The organism is Singulisphaera rosea (genome assembly GCF_054877945.1).
Window position 1 is genome coordinate 1 of sequence record NZ_JBTYIP020000029.1, and the last position, 17,503, is coordinate 17,503.

Here is a 17,503-nt window from a genome sequence, read left to right on the forward strand (position 1 = left end):
TGAGGGCATGTCACGCCGGCCGAATCGTCCAGCGAACGAATTATCGCGGCCATCGGGCTCGGTCAAGTTGTCTTGCCGAACCACTCGGCCGCGTTTCTCGTCACCACCGTTGTCAGCGGCGACAGGGGTAATAGTACCGGATCATGGAACGAAGTCAACGACCTACCAAGAAAATCGAGTGCGTTTCGGGAAGGTCCTCTTCATGGACAGGGGCGATGCCACCCTGTAATTCCCGCGACCGTTTCCGAAGAGTCATCGGTCGACCGTTGCCATGATCCACTCGGGGTAACGTTTGCCCGAGACTCGATCGGGCGCCAGGGCTTCGTCCAGTCGCGCCAACTCGACGGTATCGAGTCGGACCCAGGCGGCGGCAATATTCTCCTCCAGGTAGGCTCGCCGCTTGGTTCCGGGGATCGGGACGATGTCATCTCCTTTCTGGAGCAGCCAGGCGAGGGCGACCTGGCCTGGTTTCACGCCCTTGGCGGAGGCCAGATCGCGGACAGCTCGGGCCGCTTCGAGATTGGCGTCGTAGTTTTCTCCCTGGTAGCGGGGATCGCCCCGACGATAGTCGCCCTCGGGATACTCTTCCGCGCGCCGGACCGCCCCGGTCAAGAAGCCGCGACCGAGAGGGCAGAATGGCACGAGACCGATGCCCAAATCGCGGAGGGCCGGGATGATCTCCGCTTCGAGGTTCCGTTCCCACAGCGAATATTCACTCTGGAGAGCGGAGACGGGATGGACGGCGTGGGCCCGTCGGATGTTGGCGACCCCCGCTTCCGAGAGGCCGAAGAACCGGACTTTTCCTTCGCGGACGAGCTCGCCGACGGTGCCGGCAACGTCTTCCATGGGGACGTTCGGGTCGACGCGATGCTGATAGAGCAGGTCGATGCGGTCGGTGTCGAGGCGTCGTAACGAGCCTTCCACGGCCGTTCGGATGCGGCTCGGGTGGCTGTCCCGCTCCGCACCGAGTTGCTTCCCGTCTTCGATACGAAAGCCGAACTTGGTGGCGATCACGACCTGATCCCGCTTCCCCTTGAGGAACTTCCCGAGGAGTTCCTCATTCCTGAAGGGGCCATAGACCTCGGCCGTATCCCAGAAGGTGCAGCCCAACTCGATGGCTCGGCTGAGGGTCGCGAGCGACTCGGTTTCATCGGCCGGGCCGTAGGACTGGCTCATGCCCATGCATCCCAGCCCGATCGCCGAGACCTCGAGGCCCTGGTTCCCCAACTTGCGATGCGTCAATATCATGACATTCTCCCGACCGTCGTAAGGGTTTCGCTCATACTCCAAAGGGCCTCCGCCTGCTTGGCGTCGCAGGCGTGAGGGGAGACGCCTTTCGGCAGCAGGACCTCTCCCGGGATGATCTCAGAGATATCGCAATCCTCGCAGTAGACACCGCCGAGGCCCTCGAGTCGGGGACTGGTCGCGCACCACAGTGTCGTCGCCGCGCCTTGCGGGACGGTCTTGTATCGCCGTTCGGAGTTCGGGGCCTGCGCGACGGTTCCGTCCTCCTTTCGATAGAGCTCGAAGGCTTTGAGGTCGTCGTCGGTGAAGTGCCGGGTCAGCGGCGTAGGGATTCCTCCGGGATGGACGGAGAACGCTCGGATCCCGTTCGGCTCCCCGCGCCTGTCGAGGGCGAGGGCAAACAGGGCGTTGGCTGATTTGGACTGGCCGTAGGATTTCCACTTGTCGTACGGCCTGCTCTCGAAGTTCGGGTCATCGAAGACGACGGGCGAGAAGCGATGCCCGCGCGACGTCAACGCGACGACTCTCGAGCCGCCCGCACGCAGGAGCGCGGGCCAGAGCCGCAAGGTGAGCTGGAAGTGGCCGAGGTGGTTGGCCGAAAACTGGCTCTCATATCCACGCCCGTCGCGAGCCAGCGGGCATGCCATGATCCCCGCGTTGTTGATCAGCAAGTGGAGCGGTCGACCGCCGTCGATAAAGCGGGCGGCGAAGGCGTCGATCGAGTTCGGATCGAGGAGGTCGATCGAGGCGAGCTCGACTCGGGGGATATCCGCCAGCGCTTTCCGAGCCGTCTCAGTCGAACGGGCCGGGACCACCACCGTGGCTCCCGCCTGGCTGAGGACGCGGGTCGTCTCGAGCCCAATCCCGGAATACCCACCGGTCACGATCGCGACCTTGTTCGAGAGGTCGATGCCCTCCATTACCTGTTCGGCCGTCGAATCGAAACCGAAGCCGGAATTGAGGGGCTTCTGCTGCGTAGGCATCACACGGTCCTCAGGGATGTGTTCTGGTTTGAGCAAGTGTAGGGCCGTGGGTCTCGCGGACGAATGCTCGAAAGTCCGCGAATCTTGCTCGATCGTCCGGACCTTTTGGACGAGGTTGCCTCGACGGGGAATGGGTCGTTGGACTTGAGAGCGGAGGCTCTCCATGGGTTCGAGGTTGAGGGGCAGCATCGGTCGATTCGAGATTGCTGCTCCTGAACTCTTGGGGGGCGAATCCGAAAAATGAATATAAAAAAGTAAAAATAATTATATTTGGTAAATTTTCGACTATTGGCGTCTCGGACTCTGCAAGGTCGGAGGCTTCGATTGCGTTTACGGTAGGTCCGGGTTGTCGTCAAGAGTCTCGCAAAGAATCAACTTGACTAAACGAGTCGAGAAAGCGAAGATTGTCGCTCGCGCCTCCTTTGGGCATTTCTCGAGGAGGAAGGAAGCCGGTGCCCGTGGATGTGGCAATGCGATGAGCATAGCGATTCGAGGTCTGCGAAAGCGGTTCGGACGTTTTGATGCGCTCGATGGAGTGAGCTTCGAGGTCCCCGCCGGGCAACTGGTGGCGTTGCTCGGCCCGTCGGGGTCGGGCAAGAGCACGGTTTTGCGGATCATCGCGGGGTTGGAGGAAGCCGACGACGGCGTTGTCGACTTGGGGGGCGAAATCGTCGACGGGCGGCCGACGCGAGAGAGGGGCGTCGGGTTCGTGTTCCAGCACTATGCGTTGTTTCGCCGGATGACGGTCCGGGAGAATATCGCGTTCGGGCTGGAAGTGCGGAAGATCCGCAAGGCGGAGGCTCGGGCACGGGTCGACGAGCTGCTCGAACTGATCCAGATGCAGGGGTTGGCCGATCGCTATCCCTCGCAGCTCTCGGGGGGACAGTGCCAGCGCGTGGCGTTGGCCCGGGCGTTGGCACCTCGGCCTCGGATCTTGCTCCTGGATGAGCCTTTCGGGGCGCTCGACGCCAAGGTCCGCGAAGAGCTGCGCACCTGGATCCGTCGCCTGCATGAACAATCGCCGGTCACGACGCTTTTCGTGACCCACGACCAGGGCGATGCCTTCGAGGTCGCCGACCGGGTGGTGATCATGAAGGGGGGGCGAGTCGAGCAGGCCGGACGGCCTCAAGACCTCTACGAAAACCCGTCGTCGCCGTTCGTCACCGAGTTCCTCGGCGAGGTGAACGTCCTCCGAGGGCGCTCGGTCGACGGGGTGGCGGTGCTGGGGGACGGGCTCGTCGTCCCGACGGGATCGCCGGGGCCCGACGGCTCCGTCTCGGTGTACGTCCGGCCGTACGACCTCGGAATTAGCCGTTCCCGGGATGATTCCGTGTCCTGGCCGGCTGAGGTGAGGCGCCTGTTACCCATCGGAGGCTCGGTGCGGGTGGAACTCGGGCTGTTCGACGGGACCGGCCTCGAGGTCATCCTCACACGAGACCGTTCCCATGAGCTTTCTCTTGCGAGGGGAGAGTCGGTCTTCGTCGCTCCGAGGGATCTGAAGGTCTTCCACGAGCCCGAGGGGATGTCCGTGGGGAGTTGGGTCTTGTAGGCGACGGTCCTGACGTCTCGGCGAGCGGTGAACCCGCCGAAAGAGCCAGGGGATCCGCCCGACTCGTTCAGGACGAGACTCGAGGGCAAGGGGCCTCGATGCGGGTTTGGTGGTGATCCCTTGATTCCCGTGTGTGAGGAGGATTGGCGATGTTGAAAGCGTCCAGCGGCCATGTCGTGGCCGTGCTGAGGCAGCAAGTCGAGATCATCGACAATGGCCGGATCAGCCTCGACAGCCTCTGGCGAGCCGCGGGGCGACCGGCGGGGAAGGACCCGAAGTCCTGGGCCGAGCTCGCCTCGCCCTTGCTCTCGGGATTCGCGGACTATTTCTCAAGGCTCCCTCGAGATGAGGGACGAACCGTGATCAAAGGGCCCCTGCTCTGGCAGTGGGAATCCGAGGACAGCGACCCCTGGCACACCGGCGACCTTATGAGCGTCTCGGATGTCGCCCAGATCTATGCGGCGTTCCTCGAGTCCGAAGCGTAGCTGAGGAGGAGGTTGAGCCGCCTGCGGCGGGGATTTGACAGCGTTGCTCCGGGTCGCCAAACTGGGCCGATCGCGTTCGGCTTTCCCAAGTCTTCGATCGAGGCGTACCGACATGCGCAACACCTTGGGCCTGCTCCTCGCTCTCCTCCTGCTCGTCTCGTCGACGTCGGCGGGTGAGGAGTTGAAGACCTATCCCCTCTGGCCCGAGGGGGCCCCGGGGGCGCTCGGCAAGGAGACCGGTGACGAGAACCATGCGGGTGACGTACCGACGCTGACCGTCTACAAGCCCGACTCGAGCAAGGCCAACGGCGCTTCGGTTGTCATCTGCCCCGGCGGCGGATATGGGTTTCTCGCGACGGAGCACGAAGGTAAAGAGGTTGCCGAGTGGCTGAACACGCTCGGCGTCACCGGGGTCGTGCTCAAGTATCGGCTGGGGCCGAAGTATCACCACCCGGCCATGATCCACGACGCGCAGAGGGCGATCCGGACGGTCCGCGCCAACTCCAAGGCATGGGGGCTGGATCCGAAGCGGGTCGGCATCATCGGTTTCTCGGCCGGAGGACACCTCGCCTCGACCGCCGCGACACACTTCGACGCCGGGAAGCCGGATGCCGCCAACCCGATCGATCGCGAGAGTTGCCGCCCCGACCTGGCGATCCTCGTCTACCCGGTCGTCGCGCTCGCGACTCCCTATGGTCATGCGGGGTCGCTCAGGAACCTGCTCGGCGAGAAACCATCGAAGGAACAAGTTGAGCACCTCTCGAACGAGCTCCAGGTGACCAAGGAGACCCCGCCGACCTTCCTCGCGCACACCAACGCGGATGGGGGCGTCCCTGCTGAGAACAGCATCCTGTTCGCACTCGCCCTGCGGAAAGCCGGCGTACCTGTCGAGCTGCACCTGTTCGAGACGGGCCAGCACGGGCTCGGCCTGGGGACGGGCTCGAAGCGGCACAACGTCCCGCCCGACATCGCGTTTCAGGCCTGGCCGGGTCTGTGCGCGACATGGCTCAAGGGTCAGGGCTTCTTGAAGCCTTGATCAATGGGACGGGCGTCGTCGATCCCCTCCCTCGAAGACTCCCCCGTCGTTCGACCCTACGTTCCTTGCGGCGTCGGTGTGCCACGTGATGCGAATCTCTCGGGTCGATCTCAAGCTCGTGCGTCTCCCGTTGGTCCGGACCTTCCGGACCAGCTCCAGCAGCAAAAATGAAATCGCGCACATCCTCGTGCGCGTCGAGGCCGACGGCGAGGTCGGTTGGGGCGAATGCGCCAGCCCGTCCGACCCGTACTATTGCCCCGAGACGACGGAAACGTGCTGGCACATCCTGAAGGATTTCCTCGCGCCCGCCGTGATCGGCCGGGAGTGGGAGACGATCGACGACCTCACGGGGCTCTACCGCCGGGTGAAGGGGAACAACTTCGCCAAGGCGGGGCTCGAGATGGCGTGCTGGGATGCCCTCGCCCACCGACAGGGGAAGCCGCTCGCCGCGCTGTTGGGCGGGACGCGTTCGGAGATCGCGTCGGGCGTGAGCCTCGGGATTGAAGGAGACCTGGCGACACTCTTCGAACTGATCGAGCAATATCTTGGCGAGGGCTATCGTCGGATCAAGCTCAAGATCGCACCGGGGTGGGACGTCGAGGTCGTGAGGGCGGTCCGCGACCGTTATCCCGACGTCCCCTTGCAGGTCGACGCGAACTCGGCCTATTCGCTCGAGGATGTCGAGCGACTCAAGCAGTTGGACGACTTCGGCCTCCTCCTCATCGAGCAGCCGCTGGCGCACGACGACATCATCGACCACGTCCGGCTCCAGGAGGTGTTGAAGACGCCGGTCTGCCTCGACGAGAGCATCCACTCGGCCGAGGACGCGCGGAAGGCCCTCGACCTCGGGGCCTGCCGGGTCATCAATATCAAGGTGAGCCGGGTCGGCGGACTGTCGGAGGCCCGACGGATCCACGACCTTTGCCTCGCGCGAGGCGTGCCGGTCTGGTGCGGGGGGATGCACGAGTTCGGCGTCGGCCGGGCGGCGAACGTGGCGATCGCGAGCCTGCCGGGCTTCACATTGCCCGGGGACGTCTCCGGATCGGACAAATACTATCGTGACGACATCGTCGACCCACCCATCCTCGCGGTCGACGGCGCCGTGACCGTTCCGACCTCGGTCGGCCTCGGGCATGCGCTTAACGAAGGTCGGCTCGCCGGCCGGGTTTTCCGCGAGTGGACGCTCACGGCTTGAACGAATCCTCGACGGGGCTCGCGAATGCACGGATCGAAACTTCTCGACGTCCTGCGACCCCGGCGCGACGCGATGCTGGCAAGCCTGGCGAAGCTGGTCGAGCACGAGTCGCCGAGCCGCGACAAGGCGGCACTCGATTCGCTCGCCCGGGTGGTGGCAGCTCGGTTCGAAGCGGTCGGTGGCGCGGTGACGTTGCTCGCGAACCCGTCGGGCGGTGACCACGTTTCGGCCCGCTTCGGCCCTCAAGGAGGTGGGGACCATGCATTGATCGTCGGTCATTTCGACACGGTCTGGCCGATTGGAACGTTGGCACGGATGCCCTACCGGATCGAAGAGGGGCGTGCGTACGGCCCGGGCACCTTCGACATGAAGGCGAGCATCGTCCTCGTCGAGTCGGCCCTCTCGGCTTTGCGGACGCTTGGACTCGAGCCAAGACGGGGTGTCGAAGTTCTCTTCACCTCGGACGAGGAGATCGGCAGCCCGACCTCACGGTCGACGATCGAAGCGATGGCCCACTCGGGCGCTTATGCCCTCGTGCTCGAGTCGCCCTTGCCCGGCGGGACCCTCAAGACAGCACGCAAGGGGGTGGGTGGTTTCACCCTTGAAGTCGAAGGCCGCGCGGCCCATGCGGGGGTCGAGCCCGAGAAGGGGCTCAGCGCGATCACCGAGCTCGCCCAGCAGATCTTACGAATCAACGCATTCGCCGATCCTTCCGCGGGGACGACGATCAATGTCGGCCTGATCGAAGGTGGGACGACTCCCAACGTCGTCCCTGCGCGGGCCGTCGCTCGAGTGGACGTGCGGGTCACGACGTCGGAGGAATCGCGGCGGATCGCGTCCGAGTTCGCGGCGCTCTCCCCGATTACGCCCGGAATCAGCCTGAAAGTCAGCGGCGGGATCAACCGCCCGCCGATGGAGCGGACGGAGGCCATCGCCGCCCTCTTCGAGAAGGCGAGGCTGATCGGCAGGAACCTCGGCCTCGAACTGTCCGAAGGGTCGACCGGGGGCGGGAGCGACGGCAACTTCACGGCAGCGGCCGGCCTCCCGACGCTCGACGGCCTCGGGGCCCTCGGGGCGGGGGCACACGCTGAAAATGAGCATATCCTCATCGATTCATTGCCCGAACGGGCCGCGCTGCTGGCGGCCCTGCTCCTGGACCTCTGAGGACGCCTTGCCGATGGGCGACGAGATCACGATCCGACGCGCCGAGACCCCTGCCGATTACCGGGCGTGCCAGGAGGCCCAGCGCCGGGCCTGGGGGATCGCCGATACGGGGTATCTCCTACCGATCGCCACGATGGTCGGGGCTCAACTCCACGGCGGCCTGGTCCTCGGGGCCTTCCTCCCGAACGGCGAGGCGGTGGGGCTCTCGTTCGCGTTTCTTGGCCGTGCCGAAGGCCGGATTTGCCTCTATTCGCAACTCACCGGCATCGTCCCGGGCCAGCAGTCGCGGGGGCTCGGATATCAATTGAAGCAGGCCCAGCGCGAGTACGCCCTCGACGAGGGGGTCGACCTCATCGCCTGGGCGTTCGACCCGCTTCAGGCCGGTAATGCTCGGTTCAACCTCGATAAGCTCGGCGCCACCGCGGCCCGATATGTCGACGACATGTATGGCCCGCGCACCGACGCCCTGAACACGGGCGTCCCCACCGATCGTCTCATCGCCGAGTGGGAACTCTCCTCGCCCCACCCGAGGCTTGAGCTCGAGTCGGCTGAGATCCTGAGTCTCCCTCGCTTGATCAACTCCGACGACCAACCTGGCGGCGTTCGAGTGGCGACCGGCCTGCGTCGCGCCGTGGGGTCCCGGGCTCTCCTCGAGATTCCGGAGGATATCACCGCCCTTCGGTCGCTCGACCCGCAACTCGCCGACACATGGAGGCGGGCCGTTCGCGAAGGGTTCATCACCGCGTTCGCCTCGGGTTATCGGGCCGTTGGATTCCTTCGGGACGAATCCGAGGGTCGCCAACGAAGATTCTACGTCTTGCAAATACCGTGATGTTTTGGCGTGATCCTCATGAGACGGTGTCAATGGACCTCGACGGTCCCGTCCTCCTTCACGTCGAAGTTGAAGGTGTTCGAACCGCTCTCGATCTTGGCGGTCACTCCCGAGGACTCGGCCATGCCCAGCTTCTTGGGCGTGACGTAGCGGAAGACCCGACCGCCGCGGTCGGTGAAGGTTTCGCCGAGGCCCTTGGCGACCTTGGCCGTGACGGCCTTCGCCTTGGCCTTGAGGACGTTCCTCTCGCCAGAAGGGGTTGCGGCGGCCGATGCGCCGGCAACCGGGGTGGGGTCGAGCCCGACGATCGCAACCTTGTGCTGGCCGACGACGACCCCGTCTCCATCCGACTCGCTCGTCATGACGAACGTCCCGTCGTCGCGGATCATCGACATGGCGGGCGGGCCGGTGGTCCCCTTGGAGTCGTCGGGCACGAACATGACTTGCCCGTAGCGGACCGGCTGGCCCTGGAAAGTGACCTTGCCTCCGACCCGGCCGAGATTCAGGCCGTTGTCGTCGCGGCATCCGGGCAATAACAGCCCGACGAGGAGGGGCGACGCAAGAGGTGTTCTCCATGCGAGTCGCATGTGGGGTTCCCATCCGTTTGTATGTCCGAGTCGAAGCCCGGCGGGCTCCTTCCCGCGCGAGCTCCCGTGATGGTCAATAGGCGTCGGCCGAGACGACCTCGCTGCCGGCTCGCGAGCCCAGGGCATTGAAGGTGCGGAAATTGACCGTTTGCTTGATGAATCGGACCGACCCGTCGACCATCCCCATATTCACGCCGCCGGGGTGCTTGCTCTTGAATCCGTAGTTATACGTTTGGTTGCGGTAGCAGTGCGGTGCGCCGATGATATTCAATGCGTTGATGTCACAGGTCACCCCGTCGGAGTCGACCTGGCCGTCTTTGAGGTTGCAACGCCAGTTGATCGGTATGACGGTCGAGGACCAGGTGCCGTCGCCATTGGCCCAGAGGAGAGACCCGTTGTAGTCGGGAGAGTTCTCGCCGACGAAAATGGTGTTGCTCGTCCCATCTGTGGTCTGAGCAATGCTCGTCCCCCGCCCGTCGCTGCAGTCGACGAACATCCCGCGCAGGTTGAAGTTACAGCCCCAGCTCAGGTTTCCTCCATTGATGTACTGGTCGCCGGCGTACTGGTCCCAAGTCGGGTTCCCGGTGCGCATATCTCCCCAGTTGCCCACGTAGTTGGTAACCGCACCGGAATACATGCCGTTGAAATCCGGCACGTTGACGCCCTGGAGGTTGTCGACGATTTTGTTGAAACTGTCGCTCGGGCAGAGGTAGGCGTTGAGGATAGTGCGATACGCGGTCGTGTTGGCCAGCGAGATGTTGGCAACCGAGAAGTTGGCCGTGTTGTACAGTGGCGTCTGTTCCATTTGGGGAAGGATGAGGGCCATCCATCCCCACCAGGAACCGTTCGACCACCACTGGCTCGAATCTGCTCCCCCCTTACTGATACCCCCCGGCGGGAAGGTCCCGACCTGGTCGTGGTAGTTGTGGCAGGCCAGGAGGACTTGCTTGAGATTGTTGACGCATTGGGCGCGTCGGGCGGCCTCGCGAGCCGCCTGGACCGCGGGGAGGAGAAGGGCGATCAACACCGCGATGATCGCGATCACCACGAGAAGCTCAATCAGCGTGAAACCTCGACGGCGCATCGGATGGCTCCCAGACAGGGCTGGAGAATGGGACCACGGCATCGAGCGGAGCGGACGAGGACGCGGGGCCGCGTGGGAGAGTCGCGGCGGAGAGAGGAGTTCCGACCCGGCAGAAGGGAGATTCCGATAGTCGGATAGACGACATCTTTAGCAACACGGTCGGTGGTCCGTCAATCATGTCGATCGGTTTTTTTGTCAAGATTGCTTGCGGAGCCATCCACTCCTCTTCTCGCACTCGCTTTCGGTGGCTCTGGAGTCATCAGGCGGGGTGTATGTCGAAGGGATTCGTATTCTCACGAACTAATTCGGAGATGGCCGATGGCCCAACGTGGAGTTTCTCGGCGTGAATGAATTCGGAGACGATTGATAGGATCGTTGCGGTCGGGGGATCGAAGTCTTTCGGGGTTGGGGGCGGTCGGCCCTCCACGATGGTGTCAGCGCTGACCGTGGCAGAATCCCAGGCTTCGGAGAGATGGGAGCGGCGTGACCTCGGTATTGAAGAAAAGCCGGGTGTCGAAGGAGGTCTCAGTAGACTCATCGCTGAAGTCAGCCGAATTGCCTGCGATCGGCGCGGCAGCAGGCCCACCGCAAAGGCACCAAGACACGAAGGGTCCCGAGAGAATACCGGAAAGGGATTCGTTTCCTCGGGATTTCATCTTTATATGTATCGGTACCTTTGTGGTGTACGGCATCCCGGGCTGGGGGCTCGGCGGTGACCGGCGAGGAATATCGGGATCAGACGGCGCCTTGATCTCTCTGGGCTGCTCGGTCGAACTCGGTGAACTCGGCGGAGCCGCCGACTCTGGCGCGTGCGACGAGTTTTGAGGCGCTCGCGTAGGCCGCGCGGGTGCCGGCTCCGTTGGCCGCGCAGGAAAGCGCGGTCCCGTTGTGGACCCCGAGGGCTCCCCCGGTTTTGAGAGCGTCCTGATTGGCCCCGAGGAAGATGAACTGCCAGGAGTAGACCTCGCGTTGGTGGGTGATCATCCCGTTGATCCGGTCGGCGGTGTACTCCTGGCTCGCGTTTTCCTGGCCGTCGGTCATGATCACGAAGATGACGATCGAAGGACGTTCGGGCTCGGGTTTCGCCGAGAGCCGTAGGCCGGTCTCGACGATGGCCCGGCCGATGGCGTCGAGGAGCGCGGTGGTCCCCCTGGGGACGAAGGTTTCTCGGGTGAGGGGAGGGACGTCCCCGAGGGGGATCCCTCCGAAGACTTGAAAGTACTCGTGGTCGAATTGGACGAGGGTGTATGACGCCTCGCCAGGGAGCTTCTTCTGCTCCGCGACGAAGGCATTGACGCCGCCGATCGTGTCGTCGGCGATGGGATCCATCGACCCGGATCGGTCGAGGACGAGCGTGATGTCGGTGGCGTTGGCCTTCATGGGACCCTCCCTCGTGGAAAACGGAATCGGCTCCCTCGGCCGTCGGCGACGAGGCGAAGGACGGAGTTGACTACTCCTACGTACTCGGGCGTCAGAGAGGACGGAACTTTGGACCGAATGGCGCGAACGTGTCTCTCGATCATTCTTTAGACGCGGATTGGCACGCCACGGTTCAGTGCTCCCTCCTCGCGATTCGCGAGGACAAGAGACCGTCAGCCAGAGAGGAGGATTGCGTCGGTTCGACCGGGATGTCGAAGCCTCGGCGGGGGCCGCCAAGACTCGTTGAGGAGGGCGAGGGTGAGCTGGGGGAAGGGCGATGGGGCTGGGTGCAAGGGACCGCGAGACGCCGCCGTCCTTGCCGGGGGCGGCGCCTCGAATGTGTGCCGGGTGATCAAGCCTTGGGGGTGTACATCGCACCGCGATACTTCTCGAGGAGCGCCTTGGTGGCGAGGATGCCCTCGTGCTCGGAGAGCTTGCTGCCCTCGTATTCGATGCCGACGTAGCCCTTGTAGCCCTGGTCGGTGACGATCTTGAGGATCCGGCCGTAGTCGAGCTCGGTCTCTTCGCCGTTGTGGAAGTCGTGGCTCTTGGCGGAGACGCCCTTGGCGGTCGGCATCATCCGCGCGATCGCCTCGTAGACGTCGAGCATGAACTTGCCGTGACGGTCCTTCGGGAAGTTGCCGAAGTCGGGGAGCGTGCCGAACCCGGGCTTGTTCACCCCGTGGATCAGCGCGAGCAGGGCGTCGGGATTGCTGGACGGGCCGCCGTGGTTCTCGCAGATGATCGAGATCTTGTTCTTCTCGCCGTATTCGGTCAGTGCCGAGCAGGCCTCGGCGGCGTTGGTGACGTTAGAGGGGCTGTAGTGATGGCCGGTGTTCACGCGGATCGCGTGGCACCCGAGGGCCGCGGCGGCGTCGACCCATTTCTTGTGCTTGTCGACCGCCTCATCGCGCTCGGCCTTGCTCTCGGCGCTAAGGTCGCCCTCGCCGTCGATCATAATCAGGACGCAGGTAACTCCCTGGTCGCCGGCGCGGGTCTTGAGATCCTTCAGGTAGGCCGAATCCCCGGCCTTGTCCTTGAAGAACTGGTTGACGAACTCGACGGCCTCGATCCCGTACTTTTCGCGGGCGATCTTGGGGAAGTCGAGGTTGCTGATCTCTCTCTTGAAGAGGGCCTTGTGCAGCGACCACTCGGCGAGCGAGATCTTGAAGTCGCCGATCTTGCCGGCGGCCGGCTGGCCGGAGACGGGGGCGGCCCAGGTCGGGCGGATCCCGAGGCCGAGCGAGGCGCCTCCGACGAGGGCGCCTCGAAGTAGGGTCCGGCGGGTCAATACGGAACCGTTCATCGCGAGCGATCTCCGGGAAATGGGAGCTGATGGGTCGTCCGGTGGCCAGGAGCAAGTGTCGCAGTCTAAAGGCCTTGAGGAGACGGGTCAATCACCCGAGCCCGTCCGATCGCAAGGCGTTCGTCGTCTGGAGGCCGAGAGATCGAGGCCGGTCAAGCGAACGCGGTCCCGTTCTCGACGAAGATGCTCTTGAGGGCGTTCGCCGCGTCGCCGAAGCGTTCGGGGCCCGTGAAGCCGTACGTGAGCTCGGCGATCACGAGGTGCGGCTCGAGGACGCAGAACCCGTCATACCCGTGGGCGACCGCGTCGGCGAGCAGGCGAGGGATCTCGCCCCCCCCTGCCCCGGCGGGGACGTTCCGCTCGAGCTTGGCGTCGTAGTCCTTGACGTGGAAGTGCGTCACCCGGGGGCGGAGGAGCTGCCAGGCCTCGTCGATCGGCTGGCCGACCTCGACGTAGTTGGCCGGGTCGAACGCGTGGGAAAGGCTCGGCGAGCCGACCGTCACGAGGAGGTCCTGCACGCGGGCGGCGGTGTCGCCGAAGATCCCCTTCTCATTCTCGAGGAAGAGTGTCATGCCCCGCTCGCCGGCGAGCGTAGCCAACTCGGTCATCCGGCACACGGTCTCGTCGCGGTATTTTTCGGGGTCTTCGCCGGGGGGCATGTAGAAGCTAAAGATCCGGATCCGGGGGGCCTCGTAGAACTCGGCCAGGTCCATCGCCGTGCGGAACCGCTTCAGGTGGGGCTCGAAGGGTTCCGTGATCTTGATCTTGCCGATGGGAGAGCCGATGGCGCTCAGACCGAACCCGCGCGATCGCAGGAGCGAGCGGAACTCCTCGTGCTGCGCCTCGGAGAGGTCGAGGACGTTGGTCCCGTAGATCGAGCGGAACTCGATGTGGCGGATCCCGTGCCGTTCGAGGACGTCGAGCTGCTCGACCGGATCCTTGGAGATCTCGTCGGCGAAGGCACTGATGCGAATCATCTTGCGGCGTCCCCGGGCCTCGGGCTGGTTCATTTTCGGTGCGAGCCCCAATGTAACATCCGCGACGGAAACCGCCAGCGTACGGTGTGGCGTGCGGGGTAGGGCGCGGATACGATGGATCGCGTCCCCTCGGCGGGCTGTCCCGCTCGATCGGCGCGACGGACGAATGGCGGTCGATCTTCCCCCCGCTCAACCTCGTGGATGACCTCTGATGGGCGCGATCGTGTGGCCGTTCCTGATCTACTGGCTGGTCCTCTTCGTCGCCTGCTTCTCCATCGTCGAGTTCGGCCAGGACCAGCTCTACGACGAGGTCACCCCGCACCCCGGCCTCAAGGTCGGACTCGGGTCTTTGATCCTTGCGGCGGTCCTGACCTGGATTCGATCGTCATTTGATACGATGTTCACCTCTGATCTGCCCTGGACTGTGCTCCAGGCGATCGTCTGGTTCGGGGTCTTCACGCTGATCCTCCAGTTCCACCCGACCCACGCGTTCGCGATCGGGGTCGTGGCGATGCTGTTAATCCCAGGATTGGCGACGATGGGGGTCCACAGCCTGATGACGCCCCGAGGCGCCGCGACACCCACTCGCTATACGACCCCGACCAAGCCGATTCGCAAGCCGTTGGGCTCGTTCGGTGCACCGCCGAAGGCCGAGGGGCCGAAGCCAGGGCTGCCCAAGGCGAAATGATGGATTGCGCCTTCACGCGATCGTCGCGAGTGGATCCGGTCGTGTTATCGAACCAACATGCCTTCGGTGGGCATTATTGATGGTATCGGTTCCCGTCCTAGGGTTGTCGGGCGTGGGGATCCCATGATTCAAGGATTGCGGACCGTCATCTATCCCGTCACCGATCTGGCCGGAGGGAAGGCGTGGTATTCCCAGGTCGTCGGCCATGAACCTTACTTCGACCAGCCATTTTACGTCGGCTTCTCCGTCGGCGGGTTCGAGCTCGGCTTGATCCCCGACGGCACGCCCGGCGAGTCGGGGGCGCAGGCGTATTGGGGGACGGCGAACGCCGTCGAGGAGTTCGACCGGCTCCTCGGGCTTGGGGCCTCGGTCGTCGAGCCGGTCAAGGATGTCGGCGAGGGGATCAAGGTCGGCTTGGTGCGGGACCCGTTCGGGAACGTCTTCGGGGTCATCGAGAACCCACATTTCACGATCGACGACGTCCGATAGCCGGACCGACGCCCGAGGCGACTTTCACGGCCGCTCGGGGAACTCGCTCCCATCGTGGTAGCCGAAGACGTCGATGGTGTCCCCATGGTCTCGGACCAGTCGACGGATCTGTTCGAGGCTCCCGAGTCGCCGGGCGTTGTCGTCAGCCCGCATCGCGGTTAGTTGGGATACCGGGTGGTCGTCGGCCGTGAGCTCGACGCGCAGGTAATAGGCGTCCCCGGCGTGGAGGACCCAACGGTCTCCCTGGCGGATCGCGATGCCGCAATGCCCGAGGGTGTGACCGAAGAGCGGGATCAGGAGGACCTCAGCCTCGAAACCGAGCTCCACGGGCCTGGCCTCGAGTCCGAACCACTCTCGGCTCGATTTCGCGTGGGTCGTCCAATGCGGCTTGTGGGCGAAGTGGGTCGGGACATAGCGAAAGTGGTCTCGGGCGACGCTCGCGAGTTCCTCTTCGGAGATGTGGACCTGGGCCTGGGGGAAATCGGCAAGGCCACCGGTATGGTCGGGGTCGGCGTGGGTGAGCACCACGTGCGAGACGTCGCCAGGCCGAAGGCCGAGGGCTTCGAGTCGACGGATCGCGGTGTCGGGTTCGTTGAACCGGAATCCGGCCATGTCGATGAGCGGCTTTCCGAGTCGTTCGGCTGGGTGCCGGACGTCTTCGAGTCCGATGCCGGTGTCGACTAGGGCCAGGCCGTTCTTGTCCTCGAGGACGAGGCAGTGGCAGTAGGCCGTCGAGTACGGCGGGACCTGGAGCGTCCCGCCGTTGATGTGGTGGAGGTTCGTCATCGGATCCTCACCTGGTCGGGGGCGTCGCGTCGATCGACCTGCCGAAACTGGATTCGGGGGAGGTCGTGGCCGTTCCGTTGAAGGGCTTCTCGATCGCCTCAGGACGGGCATGCCCTATAATAGGGTGAGGGAAGAAGGGGACAGGGGGGCACTATCGCCGGCCCCGAGGCTCCTTCCTCGGGAGGTCCATCGCCATGAATCCGCCTCGCATCCCCGCGCCGAGCTTGGTTTTCAGCCTATTCCTCGGCCTTGCCTTCCTCGCCCTACCGGGCACCTCGGCCGAGGCTCAGATGTTCGGCGGGCCCATGGGATACCCGGGCTACGGTTATGGCTATGCCTACCCCGGCGCCCCGGTCTACAACGGGTTCGGGGCTCCGGGGTACAGCTTCGGCTATGGCTACGGCTATCCCGGGTATGGCTATGGCAATCCTGCCTACGGCTTCGGCTACAATAATCCCGGTCTGGGATATGGCGGCATCCCGATGACGTCCGCCCCCCAGGCGGTTGTCCCGGCCTACGGCTACCTGAACCCGATGTTCGGGATGGGGCTCACGCCCCTGGGTGTCCAGAGCGCCCTCGCTGAGGGTTCTCTCCAGGGACGGCCATCGATCACGCTTCCAGGCTCCGGTGTGATCCCGAAGCCGAATACGAAGAACAATCGCCCGTCAACCTTGACTATCCCCGTCCAACCTCGATGAGGGCCTGTGCCGAAACCCGGTTTTTTCTTCAAAACCGGGTTTCTGACGCTGTCAACGTTGTCTACACCTCCCGGGGATGTCGTCGCCTATTGGCACAGAAACCCGGTTTTGAAGAAAGAACCGGGTTTCGGGAGGCGCGTCAGTTGCGGGGTGCGGGGCCGTATCCCGGCTTCGGGTTTCCGGAGTCGTCGAGCTTGTCGCAAGCCCAGAGCAGGCCCCGGGCCACCATGTCGAGATAGACCGGGTCTTTCATCGTGACGTTGTTGTGGGCCAGCGTCGTGACGAAGACTCGACCTCTGCCGAACTGGTGGGTCCAGACGACGGGATGATCTTTGTTGAGATCCGCGTCGTAGGCCTGGGCCAGTGGGGTCGTCTCGGGCCACACCTTCTCGATGACGTAGAGCTCCTCCGGCACCGTCTTCCAGACGGCGGGGACGCTCTTCATGATCGGGTGGGAGGTGGCGACAGGCTTGACCTCGAGTGGCCGCTGCGCACCGTGGTGACGAGAGGTCACTCCCAGGAACTCGCGCCACTCGTCGGTTTTCATGGCGCGGAACGTGTGGACGCCGCAGTGAATCACGACGGCGGGCGTCCCCTTGCGGTGGACCGAGGCGACGCGCTCGACGAACTCGCGATCGTCGACGAAACCGAAGCAGCCGTTGTGGACGACGACATCGAAGCCGTCGGCCCAGTTGGCCTTCTCGAAGCGGCTCACGCGGTGCGTGCGGGTGGTGCCCTCGTGGACGACGGTCCAGCGGACATTGCCCCGGGCGCTGATCCCTTCGGGGATGAGGGTTTTCTGAACCTCGTAGTCGTGGCAACACCCGCCCGTGATCAGGAGTGCGTTGATCGGTTTGGCGGTGGGAACCGCCTCGTCCGTCCTCGAGTCGCGGGTGATGAACAGGGTGGCCGCCAGGGCGACGGCGAGTTTCAGGGCCGACCTCTTCGACAACGGTTGCGTCATGGTCGCCTCGGCAAGG

18 protein-coding genes are annotated in these 17,503 nt (G+C 64.3%); 9 read left to right on the plus strand and 9 right to left on the minus strand.

Going from position 1 to position 17,503, the window contains the following annotated elements:
* Positions 1-252: 252 nt before the first annotated feature.
* Together ACYOEI_RS32735 and ACYOEI_RS32740 are read right to left on the minus strand one after the other, a co-directional pair.
* Positions 253-1,248 carry an aldo/keto reductase gene (locus tag ACYOEI_RS32735; protein WP_462854155.1) on the minus strand — a complete coding sequence of 332 codons (996 nt, stop codon included), beginning with the start codon at positions 1,246-1,248 and terminating at the stop codon, positions 253-255.
* Positions 1,245-2,228 (minus strand): oxidoreductase, encoded by a 984-nt coding sequence (locus tag ACYOEI_RS32740; protein WP_462854156.1) that lies wholly within the window; start codon positions 2,226-2,228, stop codon positions 1,245-1,247. Before ACYOEI_RS32740 ends, ACYOEI_RS32735 begins: the two co-directional genes overlap by 4 nt.
* A gap of 475 nt (positions 2,229-2,703) precedes the next feature.
* Between ACYOEI_RS32740 and ACYOEI_RS32745 the strand changes: the two genes are divergently transcribed.
* The 6 genes from ACYOEI_RS32745 to ACYOEI_RS32770 all read left to right on the plus strand — a co-directional run bounded on the left by ACYOEI_RS32745 (position 2,704) and on the right by ACYOEI_RS32770 (position 8,489).
* Positions 2,704-3,777: a sulfate/molybdate ABC transporter ATP-binding protein gene (locus ACYOEI_RS32745; RefSeq protein ID WP_462854158.1), complete on the plus strand. Its 1,074-nt coding sequence runs from the start codon at positions 2,704-2,706 to the stop codon at positions 3,775-3,777.
* 149 nt (positions 3,778-3,926) lie between these two features.
* The gene (locus ACYOEI_RS32750) at positions 3,927-4,262 is read left to right on the plus strand and encodes a hypothetical protein (protein ID WP_462854159.1); all 336 of its coding nucleotides are present in this window, start codon (positions 3,927-3,929) and stop codon (positions 4,260-4,262) included.
* 112 nt (positions 4,263-4,374) lie between these two features.
* Positions 4,375-5,298, plus strand: a complete 924-nt coding sequence (locus ACYOEI_RS32755; protein WP_462854161.1) for an alpha/beta hydrolase — start codon at positions 4,375-4,377, stop codon at positions 5,296-5,298.
* 88 nt (positions 5,299-5,386) lie between these two features.
* Positions 5,387-6,493: an o-succinylbenzoate synthase gene (gene menC / locus ACYOEI_RS32760; RefSeq protein ID WP_462854163.1), complete on the plus strand. Its 1,107-nt coding sequence runs from the start codon at positions 5,387-5,389 to the stop codon at positions 6,491-6,493.
* 24 nt (positions 6,494-6,517) lie between these two features.
* Positions 6,518-7,657, plus strand: a complete 1,140-nt coding sequence (locus ACYOEI_RS32765) for a M20 family metallopeptidase (RefSeq protein ID WP_462854164.1) — start codon at positions 6,518-6,520, stop codon at positions 7,655-7,657.
* 13 nt (positions 7,658-7,670) lie between these two features.
* A complete protein-coding gene (locus ACYOEI_RS32770) occupies positions 7,671-8,489 on the plus strand; it encodes a hypothetical protein (RefSeq protein WP_462854165.1) in 819 nt (272 codons plus the stop codon).
* 29 nt (positions 8,490-8,518) lie between these two features.
* Here ACYOEI_RS32770 and ACYOEI_RS32775 read toward each other — a convergent pair whose 3' ends face one another.
* The 5 genes from ACYOEI_RS32775 to ACYOEI_RS32795 form a co-directional block, all read right to left on the minus strand.
* Positions 8,519-9,076 carry a hypothetical protein gene (locus tag ACYOEI_RS32775; RefSeq protein ID WP_462854167.1) on the minus strand — a complete coding sequence of 186 codons (558 nt, stop codon included), beginning with the start codon at positions 9,074-9,076 and terminating at the stop codon, positions 8,519-8,521.
* Positions 9,077-9,149: 73 nt separating this feature from the next.
* Entirely contained in the window at positions 9,150-10,160 is a 1,011-nt protein-coding gene (locus tag ACYOEI_RS32780; protein WP_462854168.1) for a DUF1559 domain-containing protein, read from the minus strand.
* Between the two features lie 735 nt (positions 10,161-10,895).
* The gene (locus tag ACYOEI_RS32785; protein ID WP_462854170.1) at positions 10,896-11,540 is read right to left on the minus strand and encodes a vWA domain-containing protein; all 645 of its coding nucleotides are present in this window, start codon (positions 11,538-11,540) and stop codon (positions 10,896-10,898) included.
* A gap of 391 nt (positions 11,541-11,931) precedes the next feature.
* Positions 11,932-12,885, minus strand: coding sequence for a sugar phosphate isomerase/epimerase family protein (locus ACYOEI_RS32790; protein WP_462854173.1), 954 nt, complete (start codon positions 12,883-12,885; stop codon positions 11,932-11,934).
* A 152-nt stretch (positions 12,886-13,037) separates the two neighbouring features.
* Complete coding sequence (locus tag ACYOEI_RS32795; protein WP_462854174.1) at positions 13,038-13,862, minus strand: sugar phosphate isomerase/epimerase family protein; 825 nt, start codon at positions 13,860-13,862, stop codon at positions 13,038-13,040.
* Positions 13,863-14,073: 211 nt separating this feature from the next.
* On the opposite strand from ACYOEI_RS32795, the gene ACYOEI_RS32800 reads away from it, so the two are divergent.
* Both ACYOEI_RS32800 and ACYOEI_RS32805 read left to right on the plus strand, forming a co-directional pair.
* Entirely contained in the window at positions 14,074-14,550 is a 477-nt protein-coding gene (locus ACYOEI_RS32800) for a hypothetical protein (protein WP_462854176.1), read from the plus strand.
* 123 nt (positions 14,551-14,673) lie between these two features.
* Positions 14,674-15,039 carry a VOC family protein gene (locus ACYOEI_RS32805; protein WP_462854179.1) on the plus strand — a complete coding sequence of 122 codons (366 nt, stop codon included), beginning with the start codon at positions 14,674-14,676 and terminating at the stop codon, positions 15,037-15,039.
* Between the two features lie 24 nt (positions 15,040-15,063).
* Here the strand turns inward: ACYOEI_RS32805 and ACYOEI_RS32810 are convergent, their stop codons facing one another.
* The gene (locus ACYOEI_RS32810; RefSeq protein WP_462854181.1) at positions 15,064-15,825 is read right to left on the minus strand and encodes an MBL fold metallo-hydrolase; all 762 of its coding nucleotides are present in this window, start codon (positions 15,823-15,825) and stop codon (positions 15,064-15,066) included.
* 194 nt (positions 15,826-16,019) lie between these two features.
* Between ACYOEI_RS32810 and ACYOEI_RS32815 the strand changes: the two genes are divergently transcribed.
* Positions 16,020-16,523 (plus strand): hypothetical protein, encoded by a 504-nt coding sequence (locus ACYOEI_RS32815; protein WP_462854182.1) that lies wholly within the window; start codon positions 16,020-16,022, stop codon positions 16,521-16,523.
* Between the two features lie 139 nt (positions 16,524-16,662).
* On the opposite strand, the gene ACYOEI_RS32820 is transcribed toward ACYOEI_RS32815, so the two are convergent.
* Positions 16,663-17,487 (minus strand): ThuA domain-containing protein, encoded by an 825-nt coding sequence (locus ACYOEI_RS32820; RefSeq protein ID WP_462854184.1) that lies wholly within the window; start codon positions 17,485-17,487, stop codon positions 16,663-16,665.
* Positions 17,488-17,503: the final 16 nt, after the last annotated feature.

What these genes read in the sequence shown, in the direction of transcription:
- ACYOEI_RS32735 (WP_462854155.1), bottom strand. Translation starts at nt 1,248, where the DNA reads ATGATATTGACGCATCGCAAGTTGGGGAACCAGGGCCTCGAGGTCTCG.
- ACYOEI_RS32740 (WP_462854156.1), bottom strand. Translation starts at nt 2,228, where the DNA reads ATGCCTACGCAGCAGAAGCCCCTCAATTCCGGCTTCGGTTTCGATTCG.
- ACYOEI_RS32745 (WP_462854158.1), top strand. Translation starts at nt 2,704, where the DNA reads ATGAGCATAGCGATTCGAGGTCTGCGAAAGCGGTTCGGACGTTTTGAT.
- ACYOEI_RS32750 (WP_462854159.1), top strand. Translation starts at nt 3,927, where the DNA reads ATGTTGAAAGCGTCCAGCGGCCATGTCGTGGCCGTGCTGAGGCAGCAA.
- ACYOEI_RS32755 (WP_462854161.1), top strand. Translation starts at nt 4,375, where the DNA reads ATGCGCAACACCTTGGGCCTGCTCCTCGCTCTCCTCCTGCTCGTCTCG.
- menC (WP_462854163.1), top strand. Translation starts at nt 5,387, where the DNA reads ATGCGAATCTCTCGGGTCGATCTCAAGCTCGTGCGTCTCCCGTTGGTC.
- ACYOEI_RS32765 (WP_462854164.1), top strand. Translation starts at nt 6,518, where the DNA reads ATGCACGGATCGAAACTTCTCGACGTCCTGCGACCCCGGCGCGACGCG.
- ACYOEI_RS32770 (WP_462854165.1), top strand. Translation starts at nt 7,671, where the DNA reads ATGGGCGACGAGATCACGATCCGACGCGCCGAGACCCCTGCCGATTAC.
- ACYOEI_RS32775 (WP_462854167.1), bottom strand. Translation starts at nt 9,076, where the DNA reads ATGCGACTCGCATGGAGAACACCTCTTGCGTCGCCCCTCCTCGTCGGG.
- ACYOEI_RS32780 (WP_462854168.1), bottom strand. Translation starts at nt 10,160, where the DNA reads ATGCGCCGTCGAGGTTTCACGCTGATTGAGCTTCTCGTGGTGATCGCG.
- ACYOEI_RS32785 (WP_462854170.1), bottom strand. Translation starts at nt 11,540, where the DNA reads ATGAAGGCCAACGCCACCGACATCACGCTCGTCCTCGACCGATCCGGG.
- ACYOEI_RS32790 (WP_462854173.1), bottom strand. Translation starts at nt 12,885, where the DNA reads ATGAACGGTTCCGTATTGACCCGCCGGACCCTACTTCGAGGCGCCCTC.
- ACYOEI_RS32795 (WP_462854174.1), bottom strand. Translation starts at nt 13,862, where the DNA reads ATGATTCGCATCAGTGCCTTCGCCGACGAGATCTCCAAGGATCCGGTC.
- ACYOEI_RS32800 (WP_462854176.1), top strand. Translation starts at nt 14,074, where the DNA reads ATGGGCGCGATCGTGTGGCCGTTCCTGATCTACTGGCTGGTCCTCTTC.
- ACYOEI_RS32805 (WP_462854179.1), top strand. Translation starts at nt 14,674, where the DNA reads ATGATTCAAGGATTGCGGACCGTCATCTATCCCGTCACCGATCTGGCC.
- ACYOEI_RS32810 (WP_462854181.1), bottom strand. Translation starts at nt 15,825, where the DNA reads ATGACGAACCTCCACCACATCAACGGCGGGACGCTCCAGGTCCCGCCG.
- ACYOEI_RS32815 (WP_462854182.1), top strand. Translation starts at nt 16,020, where the DNA reads ATGAATCCGCCTCGCATCCCCGCGCCGAGCTTGGTTTTCAGCCTATTC.
- ACYOEI_RS32820 (WP_462854184.1), bottom strand. Translation starts at nt 17,487, where the DNA reads ATGACGCAACCGTTGTCGAAGAGGTCGGCCCTGAAACTCGCCGTCGCC.